Consider the following 19,357-nt stretch of genomic DNA (forward strand, 5'->3'; position numbering starts at 1 on the left):
TGCTGGATATAACTTTATTAAGATAGAATTTCTTATTTATTTAGAATCGTAAATCAAACCTGTAACTTAGTGTTCTAGAATCAATATCAGAATTCCTTAATGTTGATGGTTTGGTTAGAGGATAACCCAATGTTAATGAAGTGGAGAAATGACTACCTACAGCCTTAAGGCCAAGAGCAGCTCCAGTTAAATACTCTGCAGGGCACGAGCCCATATCATCAGTACAGTTGTTTTTAATAAAACCAAGATCATAGCCAGCAAAAGGCGACACCTGCCATATCCCCAATTTATTGATAGCAATGGGCAGCTGAACTGTATTGGAAATGTAACCACCGTTATGTCCCGATACTGAACTTTCTTTGTAACCACGAACGGTATATTCATCACCAATTGATTGTTTACCATCACTCACTAATATATCTTTTGTAAATTGAAATCCTGAATTAACTTCATATGATAAACTCACTGGACCATATTGGGCCAATGACTTAGACCAGCTAATTATGCCATTATATTTTATGTAGTTTAGATCAAACCCTTTTAAGTCAGGTTCATTTTTCCATGCTGCACCAAACCAGGGAACACCCGCAGTCGAACTCAGATCCCAAAATAAACCGCCCCCCCAAAGTGTGCCAACCCGAGTTACCCCAAGGGCAATACTGCTGTATTTTTTACTACTAACCCCTATTTTTATATCTTCTATTTTATTAGTATTATCGCGGCCTTCGACTTTTGTATAAGCACTAAACTTCCCCACTGCGTCTCGAAAAATAACTCGGCTTAATTTAGTAGAAGCTCGCTGGGAAGAACCTTCACTATGATAGCCACCAAAGTATCCACCAATAACCTTCTCATATTCAGAACGATATAAGGAAGCATCTAGCAACCAATAGCCAAGTGGTAAACTGTAATTCATAGACCAAGAACTTTGACTATCGGTTTTGGCATACAAATCATTGTAAGCATAATAGAAAGATAAAGAGTCATTAAATCCGGAAAAATTATTTACTGTCAAAGTCGAATTGTATTGATGCCAACCATCAGCCTCACGGCCTGAGTTATTCATCCCTACAGAGAGTGAGATAGGGAAATACGCTGAATTACTGAGATCTAAAGTTGAGTAGCCAAAGTCATCCGATGGAACAATTTGTAATTTATCAGTCCTCGAAACTCGAAGTAAGTTATCCAACCCTTGGTCAATATCTGACATTTTAAGCTTATTCCCTTGGGCAAAAGGAATTGCACTAAACAGTCTGGTTTTTTCAAAGAATGTGGGTGGATTCCCCTCGACACTAAATCCTGAAATCTTCCCCCATAATACCTCTAATTTAAGTACCCCCTCACGTAAACTACCCGGTTGAACAGTCACCAGCGTTGTCGCATAACCCTTGCCAACATAGAAATTGGTCAAATCCTTAACCAATTCCATTATCTCCTTTTGTCCCATCTCAGTATCTAAGAATTGCATAATAATCTTCTGCCTTTGTGGTGAATTGGCATAGATATCATCGTTTTCAATACTAATATGATGAATAAAAAACGTATATTTTGACTTCAAAAGACTATCCTCATGCTGCTCATTGAGAATATTATTCTGACGTCTTATTTCGCTCTCTCTACGTTTTTCATCTTGAATCATTGAGCGTGTACGGCTACGTTCCAGTCTATCTAATTCTCTGGATGCGTTTGATGCTTGAGTATTTAATTGTGGTGGCTGTATTTGAGCATTAACCTGTGCGCACATAAATGCGAATGGCGCGACAATGCAGCCTGTTAAATACATCCTATTAATAATAACCATTCTGACGATACCAAACATGATATTACTCTATCGTTAAATTGAAATAAACTTGGCCAGCAACATTTCCTGATGTGATGTTTTTCCTATCTGAATCCACTATGTATATTTGAGCAAAATAGTTCAGATCTTTATGTTCATCTACGTTAAATATAATTTCGGATGATTTTGTACCATCCACCTGTTGAGCAATAATCCCATTCCCAGTTAACATCCTTGTCCCTATTCCTTTCGCACCACCATTTTCAACGGGAATAGTATTTCGGATAACCCCTCTAGAGGAGCCTACAGGTTGTTGTTCAACAGTGGTAAATGCTATTTTTACAGAAGACGCCTGTGGACAATATACTGAGATTGAAAATGGAACTTGAGTTCCATGTTTATTACCTGTATTGAAATCAGAAAGAGGATAGCTGCCCAAATCAATATTTAAATTTGAATTTGCGATCATGCAGGAACGTACAACAACTGAAGTATTGGCTGTTAACACTATAGATAATAATGTTACACTATTGCTTGTCTCCTCAGCTGCAGTAAGGACAACCTTTGCAATTTCACCCTGGGGGATATCCCCCGCTGTTATTTTTCCGATTTGAATAAATTCGATTAATAAACCGTCATTATTTATGGTGCAAGGCGATTGACAATCTTGAATCGTTGGAAAATAAGCAGCGTCACGGCTAACGGGCCATTTTATTCTGATTCCTACACCACCAATTTCAGTACTGTATACATCAGGAAGAGCTGATAAAGAATTACCGCGCGTATAAGTAGACGTTAGGCGGGTTTTTACCCCCACCCCACAGGTATAATTTAATGTATTAACGGGAATAAGCCGCGATCCAAGAACAGTACCTATTGCTCCATTTTCTGCTGGGTTAAGAACCAATTGAGGCATAGCAACCGTTGCTACATTTCCCGAACAGGTTGCAGCTATTACACTCGAACTCATCCAACCTAACGACAAAGCAATAAGGGTTAACATCCTAATAATTAACATATAACATTCACCTCAATTAGGTTGGCTACTTTCATTACGACAAATAGTGTTGACGATTTTTATGTTTTCATAGTCAGAATAGAGTTCAGGTATATAGTTGATAAAACATTTCTGTATACCTTCTTTACTGTTCCAAACAATAGTAATACTCTGCGATTTCTCACTCGAGAGAATGATATTCCCACCTTGACCAACCACACCTAGTGAATCACCAGCAGCATTATAGGCGTTGGCCCCAAAGGGGATATAGTGTCCTTCTTCATTCTTAATCTTAAGAATTTGGTTATTAATATTTTTAGTATCAAACTTAACCAATACAGAAGCACCTGCTGTTGGCACTATTTTAATTCTATCCTCTTCAATCTCTATATTAGTTGGCATATCTTTTACATTAAGAGAGATATCATTATATTGAAATGGTGACAAATACGGTAAAATAGCATATCCATTTTTAGCTACCCGCGCATTTGTATAAGGATAAATACTGGCTCCAGTCGCACCTTTGGCTTCAATAATACCCAGGGTATCGCTAATAGAATGCGATAGGTTCACTCCGCCGGCATGCACGACAATACCACTACTTAAATTTACTGAAGCCATAGAGTTCGATCTACCTTGGCTATAACCAAGATTTATTAATGATGTGTTACCACTATATCCACCGTTAACGCCGAAATTGCGATCACTATTGCTTGTTCCATCGATCCAAGATCCATAGCTATATTCTTGATGTTCGCCCACAGTACCACTAATCGCTGTTTTTAATCGGGACTCGCGATCATTATGACTTATTGTCGACGTTAATCTTGGCCTATTACGATAACTTGAAGCCGTATCTAATGGAATGCTGAGTGATAAACGTAAGGTATTCTCACCATTACCATAGCGATTATTTAACCGATTAAAACCTAAGCTATAATTGACTGACCCTACCGAGTTTGCATAGCCAACTTGGTAGTTTAACGTATTCTTCTCATTAACATCTTTATGCCAGTATCGACCATAGTAGGTTGTTAAAAAGAGGCTTCCCCAACCAGGGGATAGATTTTGATTTATATTTGCTTCAAGTACTTCGCGATAATTTTCAGTCCGAATACCTTTGCCACTCTTTTGGGCCTCAACGGTATTAAGCGCATCCATTAATGTAAAATAATTACTACTTGAATAGCGATATGCCATTAAGCTAAAATTAGTTTTTGTTGGTTCAACGACCTTCGCCAGGCCTACTTTAAAACTCATATTGCAAAATGTAGAGTCACATTGCGATTCATCATCTGCTTTAACTGAAGTTGAAGAACGTGTCGCATCAAAACTTAACGCACCGATTGGTGTATTAAATGCAACCCCACCAAGCAATGCAAAATAATCAGTTGATATAGTTTTCTGTATACCACCATAGCCAGTAATATAATTATTAAATCCATATTGATAGCTCCCCTCAAATAACATAGGTGGATCACTAAGGTTTGAGCTTATTATTTCACCTACTGTGGCCGTGTATCTTGAGTATCCTTCACGTAAAAGTTGAGGAATACTAGAATAAGGCACAACTTGTACTCTTATATTTCCGCTTGCTTCTCTGATAGTTACTTCAAGATTCCCACCATAACCGGCTGTATTTAAATCATTTATAATAAACTCGCCAGGGGGAACATTTGTTTCATGGATAACATTGCCATTTTGTCGGATGGTGACCAAGGCATTACTGTCGGCGACCCCTCTGATTACTGGTGCATATCCCCGCATAGAATTTGGCAGCATGCGATCATCAGTATATAGACTGGCCCCCCGAAGTGGCGTGGTATTAAACATAGCCCCAGTAGTATTCACATCTCCAAGGATAAATTGTGACTGATTGGCCGCGAATGATCTCTGTATATAAGCAGATTGGTTATTCCACGTTACACTTTCATCACTACTACTATTTGCCATACCATTAGTATAAAATCGCCATGGTCCTAGCTTTGCTGATGTATTCAAGCTGCCATAATAAAATTGTTTGTTTTTTTATTATCATTATATTCAGATGAGTTTTTATAATTAGATGCATTAAAACTATAAGCTAAGGTTAATGCTGGTACACCCTCATCCCATAACTCTGGTCTAATATATCCATTAGGCGTACTCTCCACATAGACCTGTGGTATCGTCAGATATAGCTTCTGATCGCTATCGTCAAAAGTTATTGTTGCATCTGGGATAATATCGTTAATTAAGATGCAACCATTGCCTTGCCAGTCCTGAGGGAGCATGCTCAGTCTTACACCAAAAGCCAGTATATCTTTCGGAGTGAAACAAGGTTGAACACCTTGTTCTTTATTTGTTTCAATAAAGTTAACATTTAAACTTTCAATATTTTTTGAGTTTAAATTCATTTCTACATAATACTTTCCAGCTTTTACTGTATCTTCACCATCAAAATCCTCTAAATTAATCCCATGATCATAAAACTTCATAAAGCCAGACTTAAATTTAACCTGTCCCTGTGGAATAGAATTATATTTCCCCACAGCAAATGACTGTAGTGGGAAAAAACATAGGGTAATACCAAAAATGAAAAATTTCATTATAATCATAGCGCCTGTATTGTTATTTTATATTTAACTTATTATTCTAATATTATTTCCTTTTCTACAAATGCACCTAAATCAGTAATATAGCTATAAAATAATTTAATAGGCTGATTACTAAGGTCTGTAACCTTAAAATCAAATTCATAGTTCGAATAAGGAAGGATCATCCCTCCCGTTAAATCAATTTTCTTGCTGCCATCAGTTACTACAAATTTACCGATTGATATGTGATACGGTGACTTATTCTCACCTTTGATATTAATCGCCTTACCTGTCCTTTTTGCCACCCAACTAACACTTTCAGCCGCAACTCTTGGATCTGAAGATAAGCCGATTGGGCGATATAAGAACTTTAAGCGTGTACGAAATGCAAGATTTAGCTTATTTTTTGCATTATCATTTTCCACCTCTGGTGGTATATCAAGCACATTTACCCAGAGCAATGTCTCTCTATCACGGGGAAATTTTACTTTTGCTTCTTCTGTTTTAAAAACTCTAAACGACTTTCCTTTCCCCGCATTTATTCGCGAAACTGGAGGGCTAATAACAAAAGGCAAATCTTCTTTTTCCACATCACCAGAATCTATGGAATCCCTATCGGATTCTAACCACACTTGGACTAATGAGGGGAGCCCCCCAATATTATTGACTCTAATAACTTGTTCTTTACTTTTTTCATCAAAAATTATTCGCGTTGCCATAATTTGAATAGAGGCATAGGCCGAATATCCTCCACACGCAAAAAAACCTATTAGAAGTATTTTTAATAACTTCATTTCCTACATCCTAAAACTATTGAAAAAAATAATCATCGGGGACTGGCTCTTAAAGAGCAAGCCCCCAAAAATTAGTTATAAACTATAGAATAAATAAGACTTGATTCTACATTACCCGCAGTCACCACTCCGGTGGCTACATATTCTGCCCAATAATCAAATCGAGCACTGTTACCTGAAATAGTTTCTTCTTGATGTTTATCATTAGCTACCGCTAAATTTAAAGGAGTAGTATCTTTATTTAGAATACTAATTTGCACATTAGCTGCAGCGTCTACAGCAGAATTCTTCAAATTGCCAGTGCTATCGTCAATCGTGCCTCTGGCTCTTTCAAAATTCACATTTGCTTTTGCGCCATCAGTACATTCTGCTCCTGTTAGTGCTATATAAAATTTAGTTGCTTGCGCACGTTGACCAACACTTGATAATGCAGAAGTACTGACAGTTTTAAGCGGAACGGTAAAATCATTAGTCCCGGCACTCCCTGCTTCTGTTCCACCAGTAATTTTACAAGTAACAGCAGAGACTGCTCCCGTAAAAGTAATGGTGCCATCTTCAGCCGCAGCTTGAGGTGAAGTAGAGAGTACTGAAAATGCGAAACACACAATGGTGGCAATTTTTGTTCTTAAATTACCACCATCCTTAATAATATCTTTATTCCTTTTGCACATAACTAAACTTCCACTCTTCGTTTTTTAAGAGGTGGGATTATTACTTCATGTCTGCAAAAAATAAAATAAAACAGTTTTAATTAATTCTTAACTAGCACAATATATATAGTTAAGATAGATAACTTAAATTTTTCAGTTGCCTATCCTACTTAACGCCCATCCAAAATTCAAATGTAACATATTGATTAATATTAAAAATATCATTTTTACCATCCTCTTGATAACCTAAAGCCATGTATGAGTACAATACTCACACTTTGGCTCCCTTAATTAATTTATATCTATTTAAAATGTGGGGATATACTGAAAAATTAGATGAATACATTAGAAGAGGTATTGATCGCTCAAAAAACAATCTGGTTATACAGCATTATTATCTGACGTACGGTAATGCAGTATTATCTATTTAGTGAGTCAAAATCATAAAACAACTCTGTCTTACATACATTTTTACTGTTGTTTATGATTTCATTTTTACACGATGTTAGTGAAATAGTGGAGTGAAGTTCACTCAGAGATATATAAATATAGGGGTAACCTTGGCAAGATGATAGAGTGCCTTCTAAAAAAACATCTATATCGGGGATGATTGAATTCATATCATTACTATTATCATAATATATGAAACATTTTTCATTTATATGACTAAAGGAAAATCCATCAGACTTTCTTGCAACAAAATAACCAGGTTGTGATTTTATAAAAAAGTACAGTAAAATTAGTATAAAACAAACCCCCATCATTATTGAATATACAATAATCATCTTTTTTTTGTTTTGTTATCGCTACACTCTAAACTGATGTTTTTCACAATCTCGTTATCAGTCATATTCTCTATAACTGTTGCCATAGTAAAAATAAAACCTTTCCCTCTAACAGTTGTTACAGACTCACCGATAACACCAACATCTTTGAGTGCTTTTCGTAATAAAGAGATATTTTGATACAACGTGTTAGGAGTGACACTCGAACCTTTTTCACCCCAGGCAATATTATAAAGTTCACTTTGTGAAATTGTCATTCCCACACGGGAGACAAAAGCCTCTAATAATTGTGCCGTAGGGGCATTAAGTTTAACTGTATTACCTGTTAATAGTGAAGATACTATACCGCTGCCAGGATAGAATATGACATTCCCATTGATAATATAGCTTTTATCCATTTTTATCTCCATTTCCCTTGTCTACTTACTAAATTACTTCACCAAATATTTTAATTTATTTTTATGTGGCATTAATCTGGTCAGCATAACATATCTTATAAAGGTGAATGAACTCTGACCTCTTCTTATATTGCATGGTTAATCGAGTACGATTCTAGATTAAGAATTATCTGGCAATAATATTTTCTCCTATTGAAAATTATCTTTCTATTATATCAATGGTATTCGTTCCTCCCAGTGAGCAAGCGGCAACTGGCCACCCAGTAGCGGCCAGTGAGCTACTTTCTAGAATATCGGCATAGGGATATCTCACGTTTATTACGGTATCAATTTTTTGTTCGCGACTCTTCAAACAACAGTTTTAGGAATTCTTTCTTCATAGTAGAGCAACTGAATACTTGCTTGATTACTGGGTCGTAAGCATAAATCGTGCATCCAGCGAGATAACCACTGATGCCAAATAGTTTAGTTCCCTTTATCCATCAGCATTTGGTCTCCGCCTTTACGAACGTTAAGACAATTGGTGTGGGCTCTGAATGATATGTGAACAGATAGCAAGGTCATCAGGTCCGCTGTGAGCGGACAATCCATGACTACTATCAGCTGATCTGAAGGGCATTCCACTCATCGCGGGTGATTTCCCACAGGTCAGAGTCCAGCAGGCCGCTGACATACTCTTTCTTATCCGTCCTAATGAGTCGCATGCCGCTACTGGCTGAAATACGCTGGGAACGGCTATTGGCAGCTGCCTTCGGAGCACGTAACACTACCGTGGATGCAAAACCATGGGATTCAACCTGAAGCCTGGGCACCTTTTGCTGAAGGGAAAAACGGGCTATTCCAGCATCCCGTATTAACTGCGATTGGTGAGAAGTACGGCAAAACGTGGGTCAGGTTATCCTGCGCTCGATCGTCCAACGCGGCATCGTTTCGCTGGCAAAATCAGTGCGAAAAGAGCGTATGGAAGAGAATATCAACATTCTCGATTTTGAACTCAGTTCTGAAGACATGCTACAGATAGCAGCTCTTGATACCGCAACCAGCGCGTTCTTCTCGCATCGCGACCCGGCAATGGTGGAATGGCTGACTGGCCGTAAACTTGATGTCTAAGCCGCTATAGAAGAGGAGCTTATTGATGCAAAAACGTTATCTCGGAACATTCAGGCTTGAAGTGTCTGCTCTGAGGTTGGGAGTGACAACCAGTTTTAGCGTTTCTCTGGCTCAAACCACGCAGCTAATTGCAGAATATCATTTTCTTGCAAAGTCCCTGCGTTGTAGCGTAGCTCTAGCCATGATTGGAGCCAACTGTATTTCGCTTCTGCCAAATCCCGCCGCGAGTTATACAGTTGCTGCTCAGCCAATAAGACATCCAGATTGATTCGTTCACCGCCCAATACGCTGCGCCGGGTAGCCAGCAGTACCTTTTGCGCGGAATCTACCGTCATTTGCCACGCACGTATTTTGGCGGCACCACTACTCGTGAGATTGAACTGGCGTTTGAGTTCCGCCAATACCTGTCTGGTTTCTTGATCGAGCTCCGCCTGCGACTGTTGATAATGTGCCGTTGCCTGCCGAGTCGCACTGGAAACACTCCCCCCCGCATAAATAGGCACATTCAACTGTAGACCAATGTTTTGCGTATCATATTTCTGGTTATAATTATATTCCGCTTCAGAGCGAGAATTACGGGAGGAGGCCACCAGTTGCAAGGTCGGCAGATGACCGCTACGACTGTTTTCTATTTCATAATGTTTGGCATCCAGATTCTCCCGCTGGCCGGCAAGACGGGCATTATAGCGAATAGCCAGACAGCGCCACTGCGCCAGTGTGCGGTCATCGCTGATATTCTGTGGCAGAGTGTCCAACGTTAATGGCCGTAACTCTGCCAAATTAACCGATCGACCCATCATATTTTCCAGTTCGGTTAACTGGCTATCCAACGCATCTTGTTGCTCAATAAGTTGTACCTGAGTCAACGTCAGGCGTGCAGCCGTTTCATCAATATCTGTTTGTGTGCCCTCCCCGGCAACCAATAACCGACGATTCAGTTGGATCTGTTCCTCATAAGCACGTAATTGGGCATTTAATAAGGCCGTTTTTTCCTGAGCTAATAAGGCGCTGCTATAAGCCCGATACAGCCGGACGATCAATTCCTGACTTTTATCCCGATAACGTTGATCTGCGAATAATTTACGCGCAATGCCTTGGCGATAGCGGGCATAGGCGCCGTAATCAATTAATGGTTGCCGCAAAGACAGCATGGAGACATAGCTATCGTAATCCCGTTTTACCTTACTGTTACTGCGGTTATCAGCCTGACTCACTGTGGAGTAATTGGTGTTTGCCCCATAGCTGTATTGCAAGGAGGGTAATAAACCAGATAAACCTAGAGAAACCTCCTCTTGCCCTGCATCCCGCTCATAACCCGCAGCCCGAAATTGTGGATCATTATGTACTGCCAATTCCCATGCATCGAGTAATCCCAGTGCATCTCCCCGCTCAGGTAACACTAGCAGGATGAAAAAAATGATTCGTAAAGTTAATGGCATCCAATGCTCCCTACTCTTCCGTTAATGCTATGTGCAAGCGATCCATCAATGGCTTAAATAGATAATTAATCATTGAGCGTTCACCGGTACGGACAAATCCTTGAACCGGCATACCGGGCTTGATTTCTAAGTGATCCAACTTCTGCCGCGCCGCCTCACTGACTTCTACCCGTAAACTGTAATAAGGCTCTTGGGTTCGTTCATCTAATATCCGGTCAGCCGACAACAATTTTACCGTCCCTTCTACTTTCGGCGTAGTGCTCTGATTAAACGCTGTGAACTGCAATTCCACCGCTAAGCCAGAGTGGATTTTATCCACCATTTCTACCGGTACTCGCGCATCCACAAAGAGCGGTTGGTCATCAGGCAAAATTTCCATCAGGGACTGGCCTGCAGCGATAACACCACCTTCGGTAAAGACTTTCATCTCCACCACGGTACCGGCTACCGGCGACCGCATTTGTATATTTGCCAGATCGAAATTCGCTTTTTCCAACTGACTGAACACTTCAGTTATGGTGGATTGCACTTCCGCCATCTGGGTGTTGACCTCTTTCCGATATTCTTGTTGACGCAGTTGGATACGGAGATTCTGTTCCTGTATTTCCCGTTCAACCCGTTTAATTTCGCCGACAATTTGCGCTATTTCGCCGTTAAGTTGCGCATAAAGCTGCTTACTTTCCAGCATTTTATTGCGCGGGACATAGTTCTCATCCGCTAACGATTTCAATCCGTCCAACTGTTGGGACAATGCTTGCTTTTGGCTATTCTTGCTACCAAGAACTTGCTTCTGCGCCCCCATCGCGGCCTGTAAACCGGCAATATTGGCGCGTAATCCATCACTTTCCAACTGTAATGCCTGTTGGCGGCTATCAAGTAATAGTTGTTGTAAGGCCAGTATTTCATCCATACCAATCTGCCGCTGCACCTGTTGTAAACGAGGCGTCTCCACCAACTGTTTATCCCCCTTTTGCTCGGCCAATAAACGAGCTTCGTTCGCCAGCAACTGATAGTACTGCGATGTTAGTCCATCACTGGCGGAGCGTGCCCTGACAGCATTTAAAGTCAGTAGCACTTCACCGGCAACGACCCTGTCGCCATCATGAACCATAATGTGGTCAATAATACCGCCTTCGGGGTGCTGAATGGCTTTTCGGTTGCCAGAAACCACCACAGTACCCGTAATCGGAACCCCTTTATCCAACGGGGCCAGTAGAGCCCAAAGGATAAAACCGCCAAAACCGGCCAATACCAACCCCCATCCCCAAGACAATGCCCGATTCTCACTGCGTTGTATTTCCTGCAAAAATACCTGTTCCGTTTTTTTATTGTGTTCGGACATATGACTTGCTTCTCTTCTTATTGCCACTCAACCCGGTATGCCTGTTGTTTGCGCCGCGCGCTTTAGTTCAGGCTGATTGGACGCATTTAGCTGCTGTAGCTCGGCCATCACTTCACCTGCCGGACCAAATCGCTGCTGTTGCCCCTGATTCAGGATCAATAACTTATGTGCACGAGCGGTCAACGCAGGACGATGAGTGATCAACACCAAGGTACAACCGCGTTTTTGTAGCGCATCCAGTGCCGTCAACAGGGCACGATCCCCGGCGGTATCCAAACTGGCATTCGGCTCATCCAGCACCAAAAAACAAGGATCACCATATACTGCTCTTGCCAGCGCTATCCGTTGGCGTTGACCGCCCGACAGACCCGCACCACTCTCACCAAGCTCCGTGTCATAACCTTGAGGCAGTGAGAGGATCAGCTCATGAACCCCGGCCAACTTTGCAGCGGCAACCACTTTCCCACTGTCAGTGGTACCGAATCGGGCAATGTTCTCCGCCAGAGTACCGCTGAATAATTGAATATCTTGTGGAAGGTAGCCGATATATGCACCCGATACTTCTTTATCTAACTGATTCATATCGGCTGAATCCAGCCGCACAGTCCCTTGACTCGGCGCTTGTACTGCAACTAACAAGCGTGCCAAAGTGGATTTCCCCGAGCCGGAAGCACCCAGAATCCCCAGAGTTTCCCCCGCATTAAGAGAAAAATGAATATTATGCAAACGCGGAGGTTGATTGGTATTGGGGCGGAAAGTGATGTGTTCAACACTCAGCTCACCTGTCGGTGCTGGCAAGGACATGCTGTCTTCACGATGGGGATGATTGTGTAACAGTAAATGCAAGCGGTTCCAGGCTTGACGTGCTGCAACCCATTGCTTCCAGACCCCAATTAACTGGTCGATAGGACTGAGCACTCGCCCGACCAAAATAGATCCGGCGATCATCATACCCGCGGTAATCTCACCGTTTACCGCCAGTAATGCCCCCAAACCTAGCATCAAAGATTGTAAAACAATGCGCGAGCTTTTCGATAAAGCAGTCACAGCCGCAGAGCGTTCACTCGCCAGATTCTGCTGACGGATAAAACCATAGTGCTGCGCTAACCAGCGCTTACGCATATTGCCTAACATTCCCATCGCTTCAATCACTTCCGCATTGCGTAAATGCGTATTGGCCTGATGGGTTGCTTGCATTGACAGCTTATTGGCTTGCGCCAATGGGTGGTGGGTAATACGTTGGTTTAACCAGGTGAGGATGATCAGAAAAATAGCACCACCCAACGCCAGCAGACCCAGCCACGGATGTAACAGGAAAACCACAGCGAGAAATAACGGAAACCAAGGAGCATCGAAGAAGGCAAACAGAGCATTACCGGTGACAAACTGGCGTAATTGAGTTAAATCCGTTAACGCCTGTCCTGCTTTGGCATCACCATCACGCAAGTTACGCTCAAAAGCCGCATTGAAAACCTGTTGATTGAGACGCAAATCCAGTCGGGTACCAAGACGGATAACTACCAGACTACGCACCCACTCTAGCGCTCCCATAAAAAAACATAAACCAACCATGAGTAATGTTAGCATCAGCAATGTCATCTCATTACCCGAAGCCAAAACCCGGTCATACACCTGCAACATATACAAGGAAGGTGCCAACATCAGTATATTAATAATGGCACTGAATACACCCACACCGTAGAAACTCTGACGACATGCACCTAGCGCTTCTCGTAATCGGTCATAATTAGGAATTGAATGAGAAACCATATCTTTCCTTTAATGATTTTCTGACAAGCGAAATATTATGTTTATGGCTTTACCTCTCAAGGAAAAAAATAAAGTCATTAGATGAAGTAGATTGGTGTTAATTCGGTATACGGCGCAATGTGACCACTCCGGTATTATCCGGCAAAGTCATTTCATAACCTTCTTGTGCTCGTTCAAAAAATGCCAATGCATTACCAGTCCCATCAGTTAAAGTAATGCCGTCCGGCGTTGGACGCCAGCCCTGCGGAGCACTACCCAGTAACTGTTTAAGGCAGGAGGATTCTCCGCTGGCATGCCAGGTCAAGTTGGGTTTAATTGCCGTGGATTTCAGCTCAATGCCGCAGACTTTCACAACAGAGCTATTTAACTGTAATTGCCATTGACCACTTAAATCACTGGCATTCGGTAGCACCAGACTGCTCGCCATCATCGCTCCTGAACTCATTAAAGTTGATATCGCCAATATGGCACTAAACAGTGACCGATAAGGTTGACGTAATGACCTCTTCACCATAAATACTCCATTATAAACAGTGCTCGGCTTATCACCCGGACGCTGGTTTACTCTTATCAGCACAGCCCTATAAGATAAACGCTATCTTTAGATCAGACTGTTCCATAATTCATAATATAAAGAGGCATTCAGCAATAATTAACCCACTCTACATGCAACTATAAAACTCATTATTCTTGATTTATATGCTATTTTCATCTCTAACACGGTTGAGAGTTTTTTAATTACTACTTCTGTAATACGTGATAAAAACGTCTGATTAAATCAACCAGACGTTGGATAGCAATCACATCAAACAATAAAATCAGTTGCCTGAGTTGGCTGCCCCACAATTTTCACAAGAAAATCAGGTAATAATTGCCCGCCATCAACATTTAATGCCAAATCGCTGATATTAGTCTGCGGATCATAAGTTAATAATGCTTCACTGGCAGAACCGCTAAAATGATCGACAAAGTGAATACCACCGCTGCCAGTATTAAAAACGGATAAATCGATTTTATCTATACCGCCCTCAAAATCCATGATCCAGTCTGGCGCACTTGGTGAAGAATCCGTGGTCCGGCCGAAAACGAAAATATCGCTACCGCTGCCCCCCCAAAGTTTATCTGCGCCGCCGCCGCCGAACAGAACATCATTACCTGCGCCACCACGTAGTTCGTTATCTGCTCCATTACCCACCAGAACATCATTACCAGAACCACCAATGGCATTCTCAATCGTCACGTTGGCGGCGATTGAAACGTTAGCTTTTAATCCCCCGACATCAGAAAAAGCAGCTTCTTCCAGATTGATACGTTGATCAACGCTATAGCCTGAGAAATCAAAGGTATCAATGCCGCCCGCATCCCAAACAGAGAATACTTTCTGATCACTGCTATCTGTCAGGGTAAAAGAGTCGCGCTGAGTGTTGGAGTTGAAACCATAGATATTATCTTCCGTGCGGGTATCCATATTCGCACCGTAAAGACGCTGAATTGCAAAAATATCATCTACCAGTGGCGTTGACGCGTAGTGCCCCTGATGGTCAGCCCCGGATTGCCAAGCATCCCAATAACTCATGATACTGAACTGACGAGTATCTTCACCATAAACCGCATCCTTGGCAAAAGTATTACCCTGTCCGGCGTTATAATTCGCAGGGTGACTCAGACCAAGTGCATGTCCCAATTCGTGCGCCAGAGTCAAGCGACCATACTCCATTTTCTCTGGCTCTCGGATATTATCCATATTGTAATTATACCAAGTGCTGGTATCAGCTATTCTTTCGTTAGGACCAGAAGTGTAACTGGAACTGGTATATGCCTGCCCTCTCGCCAACTGCCCATCAGCCGTTAATGAATAGTTGCCCAATGTAATATTGGCTTTTTCGGTTGGCCCCACCTCGGTGAAGTGGATATTAGCGACATCAGACCAGGATTGCAGTGAAAATTTAGTTTGTGCCACTTGCTCAGGATTGAATTTAATAAACCCGTGAACATCATCCGATTTTTGAGACTGCAAATCGAGGAATGAATAAGTTAGATCAACATCGTGCCCTAAGGTCGTTTTTCCATTCCAATTTAGTTCGCTACGGTTTAACTGCAGAGCCGACTTACCTAAATCAAAACTAACCTTTCCACTTGACGTAGTAAAACCATCGCCTCGAACTGAGTCACGAAATAAATCAATAACAGCACTATAGCCACTTTGGTTAATAGTGTTATCGATCTGATCATTAGCTATTTTATTGATTGATTTCAACGTCAAGTTCCTTGTAATTAATTAAATTTACCACCACGTCGACAGCCCACATTAATTAATGGATAAATATTTTCCCATGTAAGAAAGTGAATCCATGTCATATCCTTTGTAGTGGCATCACATAAAGCTATACTATGATATAATATAATTTGCCGACTAATTAATAGGTAAAAAATAATTATCAAATCATCACGATGCATTCTAATTATATGCTTTGAATTATTAAAATCAAGGAATGACAATTAAAATCAACAAAACCAAAATATCTAATTACTTGCATAAAGCACAGACGATATCACTATATAACCTCATCATTCCTGGTTTAACTTACTAATAACGTCTAATAAAATTCATTAGACGTTATTTTTGTTTCATAAATATAGGTTATCAAACAATAAAATCTGTTTCTTGTGCTGGCTGCCCAATTATTTTCACTAAAAAATCGGAGAATAAATGGTCGCCTGTCACATTATTTAATGCTAGCTCACTAACATTGCTTCCAGCATCATAAGTCAGCATAGCTTCGCCTGCTTTACCGCTGAAACTATTAACAAAATGGAAGCCGCCACTGTTGGAAAAATTGAAAGCTGAAAGATCAATCTTGTCAATGCCACGTTCAAAATCCATTATCCAATCAGCAGCTTGTGGGGTGGAGTCACTAACTTTGCCAAATACAAAAATATCTTTACCTGTCCCCCCCCACAACACATCAGCACCGCCATCGCCGAACAAGATATCATTACCATCACCTCCCATTAAGGTATTACGAGCGTCGTTACCCACGATGATATCGTTACCTGAGCCACCAATCGCATTTTCGATAGTCACACCGGCCGCAATGGAAACGTTGCCTTTCAGACCACCGACATCAGTGAAGGATTTCTCATGCAAGTTAATACGTTGATCATTGCTATAACCGGAAAAATCAAAGGTATCGTTACCATCGGCATCCCAGACCGAAAAGATTAATGCCTTACTGCTGTCCGCTGCAGTGTAATAATCACGATTGGTATTGGAATGAAAACCGTATATGGTATCACCGGTGCGGGTCGTCATATTCGCTCCGTATAAATGCTGAATAGCCGCAATATCATCCAACATCGGTGCAGCAGCATAATGCCCTTTGTTATCGCCTCCGGTATTTTTTTCGTTCCAATAACTCATAATACTGAACTGACGGGTATCTTCCGCATAAGTCACATCTTTATAAGTCGGTGTTCCCTCCCCTGCATTATAATTACCGGGATGGCTAAGGCCTAGAGCATGCCCTATTTCATGGGTTAGTGTTTGCCGTCCATATTCCATGGTATCCGGGTGGCGTATATTATCGACGTTATAATTGTACCAGGTAGAACCAGATGAACTTCCACTGCCGGGCAAAAGTGCATAGGCCTGTGAATCAGCCATTGAGCCGTCGTGAGAAAGTGTAAAATTGCCAAATGTAACATTAGCTTTTTGGTTGGGAGTGATTTCTGTGAATGTAATATTGGCAGCATCTGACCATGACTGTAATGATAATTTAGCAGTGGCAATTTGTGCAGGGTTAAATTTAACAAAACCCTTATCGCCCCCCGGAATTCGAGTAACACTATCTAAAAATGAATAAGTCAGCTTTACCGGCTGATCAAAAACATATTTACCATTCCACGTTTGATCAGTGCGAGTAATTTGTAATCCAGCATCGTCATTGGAGTAAGAAGGCTTACCGTTAATCACTAAGTCGTCACCACGCACATGATACTGAAAAAACTCGCTTACTGCATTATAACCACTCCGTGATATCGCGGCATCAAGCTGATCGACAACTTTATTACTACTTGCTTTCATAGATAAATTTCCACGTAATTGGACTTAATCGTCATTGAACGGAACACAGCCGATGAATTAATTTAATATTAAATTAAAAACACGGGCATCCACCTTCGTAATATTTCAGAAGAATTAACCAACAAAGGAACATGCATGATGAATAATTCGCTAAGTAGTCATGCAAAATTAATTATAGCTGGTAAATATAAAATGCAAGGGAGATCGAGTTTATTTTTATCTATTCAAATTTAATTTTTAATATTGAATTAAAACAAAGGATTATAATCCATATAAAGTTGAATTGTTTTAATAAAAATAGATGCTTTTATTAATTATTCAAATAAATACGAATTGATGGTTATACGACTGTGTTGCATTAATAGTGGTAAGTCAGTAAATAGTGAGTACTTATCTTCATCACAGACTTTATCTATCAAAGTCCCAATCAATTTAGTACAAATTTAGCCCGATGAGAGCGAATGGGATATAGCAGGCTCTGTCGCATTAAGACGTTGTTAGGTAACATGCTGTTTTTTTTTGTGATGTTACCTGCCCATGTCTCTGATCCGAGACGCCTTCTATCGCCTGCATTATCCCGTCGATATTATTGCTCAGTGTATCCGCCTGGTATTGAGCTGTTACAGATAATCCGCAAAGGACAACTTCATCATCCTACTGATGACCAATTGTCACCGGCAGAACAATTTTATCTGCTGGCGGCCTGAAAAATAGGCAGTGCTATTTTGCCGACCTCGCTCTGTTAATGCAACAAACCTACAAATATGGAGTAGTTTAATTTTCACGGCAAACTTAAACCAGAGCTAAACGAATGGGGGATTTACATATTTCGTATGAATAATCAGGGTAGTAATATTTTTAGTGCGATAATTCCAATTAAAATCAACGGCATTTCTTACCTGATAAGGAGTATCATTGCGACAGAAAAATCACGTTAATGATGCAATCCAAACTCGAAAAATTAAAAATATAACATCCAAGATTACAATAACAAAAAAATAGAAAGAATTACCAATCACATGTTCTGTTACTTTGTTCAAAAAATAAAATTCAAATATAATTTAGCATGTTAATTAATCACTCCATGAATTATCATCTTTAGTTAATAGATAATTCACTCATATGGAGAATGATAATGAAAATCTTGTTTATCGATGGGGCACAAAAATCATTGCATTATAACAATAAGAAAATTATGTTAACAGAAAAGGAATTTTTAATGCTAGAATTACTAATAAGTAAGAGAAAAAACAATAAGATACCTATAGATGAAATTATAACTCATGTCTGGAGCGGAAGAGAGAATACTATAGTTAAAGGCAATGTCTCACAGTTAGCCTATCGGCTAAGAAGTAAATTATCCGCCATAGGGGATGCTATCCAGATATCTATTTCTATGAATAGTGGTGGACATTGTAAAGTTCATCGAGATACGATAACCATTATCACAACAAATAATGGAATTCTCTGCTTATTGCTCAAATCTCTACTGAATGTTAACAAAAACGACGCCATATAATCTTGGTTAGTTAGCCGGTAAGCAATCTTAAGACACTGACAATAACGACAGCTAAATTATAATTAAAGATGATCACAAGTAACAAATAGGATAAACATAAATAATTGCAAATG

At 40.5% G+C, this 19,357-nt stretch carries 14 protein-coding genes and 4 pseudogenes; 4 read left to right on the forward strand and 14 right to left on the reverse strand.

The features are described 5' to 3' along the window. Nucleotides 1-40 precede the first annotated feature (40 nt). The 8 genes and pseudogenes from V1955_RS16000 to V1955_RS16035 form a co-directional block, all read right to left on the reverse strand. Complete coding sequence (locus V1955_RS16000) at nt 41-1,819, reverse strand: ShlB/FhaC/HecB family hemolysin secretion/activation protein (protein ID WP_102970452.1); 1,779 nt, start codon at nt 1,817-1,819, stop codon at nt 41-43. A gap of 4 nt (nt 1,820-1,823) precedes the next feature. Next, the gene (locus tag V1955_RS16005) at nt 1,824-2,798 is read right to left on the reverse strand and encodes a fimbrial protein (protein WP_420073907.1); all 975 of its coding nucleotides are present in this window, start codon (nt 2,796-2,798) and stop codon (nt 1,824-1,826) included. 12 nt (nt 2,799-2,810) lie between these two features. Then, entirely contained in the window at nt 2,811-4,778 is a 1,968-nt protein-coding gene (locus tag V1955_RS16010) for a fimbria/pilus outer membrane usher protein (RefSeq protein WP_442821141.1), read from the reverse strand. After that, nucleotides 4,775-5,365 (reverse strand): FimD/PapC N-terminal domain-containing protein, encoded by a 591-nt coding sequence (locus tag V1955_RS16015; RefSeq protein ID WP_442821142.1) that lies wholly within the window; start codon nt 5,363-5,365, stop codon nt 4,775-4,777. Before V1955_RS16015 ends, V1955_RS16010 begins: the two co-directional genes overlap by 4 nt. A 41-nt stretch (nt 5,366-5,406) precedes the next feature. After that, nucleotides 5,407-6,147 (reverse strand): fimbrial biogenesis chaperone, encoded by a 741-nt coding sequence (locus tag V1955_RS16020; protein WP_083159786.1) that lies wholly within the window; start codon nt 6,145-6,147, stop codon nt 5,407-5,409. 71 nt (nt 6,148-6,218) lie between these two features. Further along, on the reverse strand, nt 6,219-6,818 hold the full coding sequence (locus V1955_RS16025; protein WP_372568828.1) for a fimbrial protein: 600 nt from the start codon (nt 6,816-6,818) through the stop codon (nt 6,219-6,221). Between the two features lie 760 nt (nt 6,819-7,578). Next, complete coding sequence (locus V1955_RS16030; RefSeq protein WP_442821143.1) at nt 7,579-7,980, reverse strand: winged helix-turn-helix domain-containing protein; 402 nt, start codon at nt 7,978-7,980, stop codon at nt 7,579-7,581. A gap of 599 nt (nt 7,981-8,579) precedes the next feature. Further along, nucleotides 8,580-8,747 (reverse strand): annotated as a pseudogene (locus V1955_RS16035) (GNAT family N-acetyltransferase); the annotation flags it as partial. Between V1955_RS16035 and V1955_RS16040 the strand changes: the two are divergent. After that, nucleotides 8,747-9,090 (forward strand): annotated as a pseudogene (locus tag V1955_RS16040) (aldo/keto reductase); the annotation flags it as partial. The pseudogenes V1955_RS16035 and V1955_RS16040 sit on opposite strands and share 1 nt — an antisense overlap. A 95-nt stretch (nt 9,091-9,185) precedes the next feature. Here the strand turns inward: V1955_RS16040 and V1955_RS16045 are convergent. The 6 genes from V1955_RS16045 to V1955_RS16070 form a co-directional block, all read right to left on the reverse strand. Beyond that, nucleotides 9,186-10,529, reverse strand: a complete 1,344-nt coding sequence (locus tag V1955_RS16045) for a TolC family outer membrane protein (protein ID WP_442821144.1) — start codon at nt 10,527-10,529, stop codon at nt 9,186-9,188. Nucleotides 10,530-10,539: 10 nt separating this feature from the next. Then, entirely contained in the window at nt 10,540-11,871 is a 1,332-nt protein-coding gene (locus tag V1955_RS16050; protein WP_442821145.1) for an HlyD family type I secretion periplasmic adaptor subunit, read from the reverse strand. A gap of 27 nt (nt 11,872-11,898) precedes the next feature. After that, on the reverse strand, nt 11,899-13,641 hold the full coding sequence (locus V1955_RS16055) for a type I secretion system permease/ATPase (RefSeq protein WP_372568824.1): 1,743 nt from the start codon (nt 13,639-13,641) through the stop codon (nt 11,899-11,901). Between the two features lie 97 nt (nt 13,642-13,738). Beyond that, nucleotides 13,739-14,155: a protease inhibitor Inh/omp19 family protein gene (locus tag V1955_RS16060; RefSeq protein WP_372568823.1), complete on the reverse strand. Its 417-nt coding sequence runs from the start codon at nt 14,153-14,155 to the stop codon at nt 13,739-13,741. 291 nt (nt 14,156-14,446) lie between these two features. Then, nucleotides 14,447-15,898: a serralysin family metalloprotease gene (locus tag V1955_RS16065; protein WP_442821146.1), complete on the reverse strand. Its 1,452-nt coding sequence runs from the start codon at nt 15,896-15,898 to the stop codon at nt 14,447-14,449. Between the two features lie 387 nt (nt 15,899-16,285). Beyond that, nucleotides 16,286-17,725, reverse strand: a complete 1,440-nt coding sequence (locus V1955_RS16070) for a serralysin family metalloprotease (protein ID WP_442821147.1) — start codon at nt 17,723-17,725, stop codon at nt 16,286-16,288. A gap of 537 nt (nt 17,726-18,262) precedes the next feature. On the opposite strand from V1955_RS16070, the pseudogene V1955_RS16075 reads away from it, so the two are divergent. The 3 genes and pseudogenes from V1955_RS16075 to V1955_RS16085 all read left to right on the forward strand — a co-directional run. Then, nucleotides 18,263-18,343: pseudogene (locus V1955_RS16075) on the forward strand (IS6 family transposase); the annotation flags it as partial. After that, nucleotides 18,334-18,432, forward strand: a pseudogene (locus tag V1955_RS16080) (IS6 family transposase); the annotation flags it as partial. The pseudogenes V1955_RS16075 and V1955_RS16080, both read left to right, overlap by 10 nt. A 428-nt stretch (nt 18,433-18,860) precedes the next feature. Then, complete coding sequence (locus tag V1955_RS16085; RefSeq protein ID WP_193784707.1) at nt 18,861-19,244, forward strand: winged helix-turn-helix domain-containing protein; 384 nt, start codon at nt 18,861-18,863, stop codon at nt 19,242-19,244. The last annotated feature ends 113 nt before the right edge of the window (nt 19,245-19,357 follow it).

It is taken from the genome of Yersinia sp. 2545 StPb PI, from assembly GCF_052217125.1.
Taxonomy (GTDB): domain Bacteria; phylum Pseudomonadota; class Gammaproteobacteria; order Enterobacterales; family Enterobacteriaceae; genus Yersinia; species Yersinia enterocolitica_E.

Excerpts from the sequence above, each read along its gene's own strand:
- V1955_RS16030 (WP_442821143.1), bottom strand. The coding sequence starts at position 7,980 with ATGGATAAAAGCTATATTATCAATGGGAATGTCATATTCTATCCTGGC.
- V1955_RS16085 (WP_193784707.1), top strand. The coding sequence starts at position 18,861 with ATGAAAATCTTGTTTATCGATGGGGCACAAAAATCATTGCATTATAAC.
- V1955_RS16015 (WP_442821142.1), bottom strand. The coding sequence starts at position 5,365 with ATGAAATTTTTCATTTTTGGTATTACCCTATGTTTTTTCCCACTACAG.
- V1955_RS16025 (WP_372568828.1), bottom strand. The coding sequence starts at position 6,818 with ATGTGCAAAAGGAATAAAGATATTATTAAGGATGGTGGTAATTTAAGA.
- V1955_RS16045 (WP_442821144.1), bottom strand. The coding sequence starts at position 10,529 with ATGCCATTAACTTTACGAATCATTTTTTTCATCCTGCTAGTGTTACCT.
- V1955_RS16055 (WP_372568824.1), bottom strand. The coding sequence starts at position 13,641 with ATGGTTTCTCATTCAATTCCTAATTATGACCGATTACGAGAAGCGCTA.
- V1955_RS16060 (WP_372568823.1), bottom strand. The coding sequence starts at position 14,155 with ATGGTGAAGAGGTCATTACGTCAACCTTATCGGTCACTGTTTAGTGCC.
- V1955_RS16000 (WP_102970452.1), bottom strand. The coding sequence starts at position 1,819 with ATGTTTGGTATCGTCAGAATGGTTATTATTAATAGGATGTATTTAACA.
- V1955_RS16005 (WP_420073907.1), bottom strand. The coding sequence starts at position 2,798 with ATGTTAATTATTAGGATGTTAACCCTTATTGCTTTGTCGTTAGGTTGG.
- V1955_RS16050 (WP_442821145.1), bottom strand. The coding sequence starts at position 11,871 with ATGTCCGAACACAATAAAAAAACGGAACAGGTATTTTTGCAGGAAATA.
- V1955_RS16020 (WP_083159786.1), bottom strand. The coding sequence starts at position 6,147 with ATGAAGTTATTAAAAATACTTCTAATAGGTTTTTTTGCGTGTGGAGGA.
- V1955_RS16070 (WP_442821147.1), bottom strand. The coding sequence starts at position 17,725 with ATGAAAGCAAGTAGTAATAAAGTTGTCGATCAGCTTGATGCCGCGATA.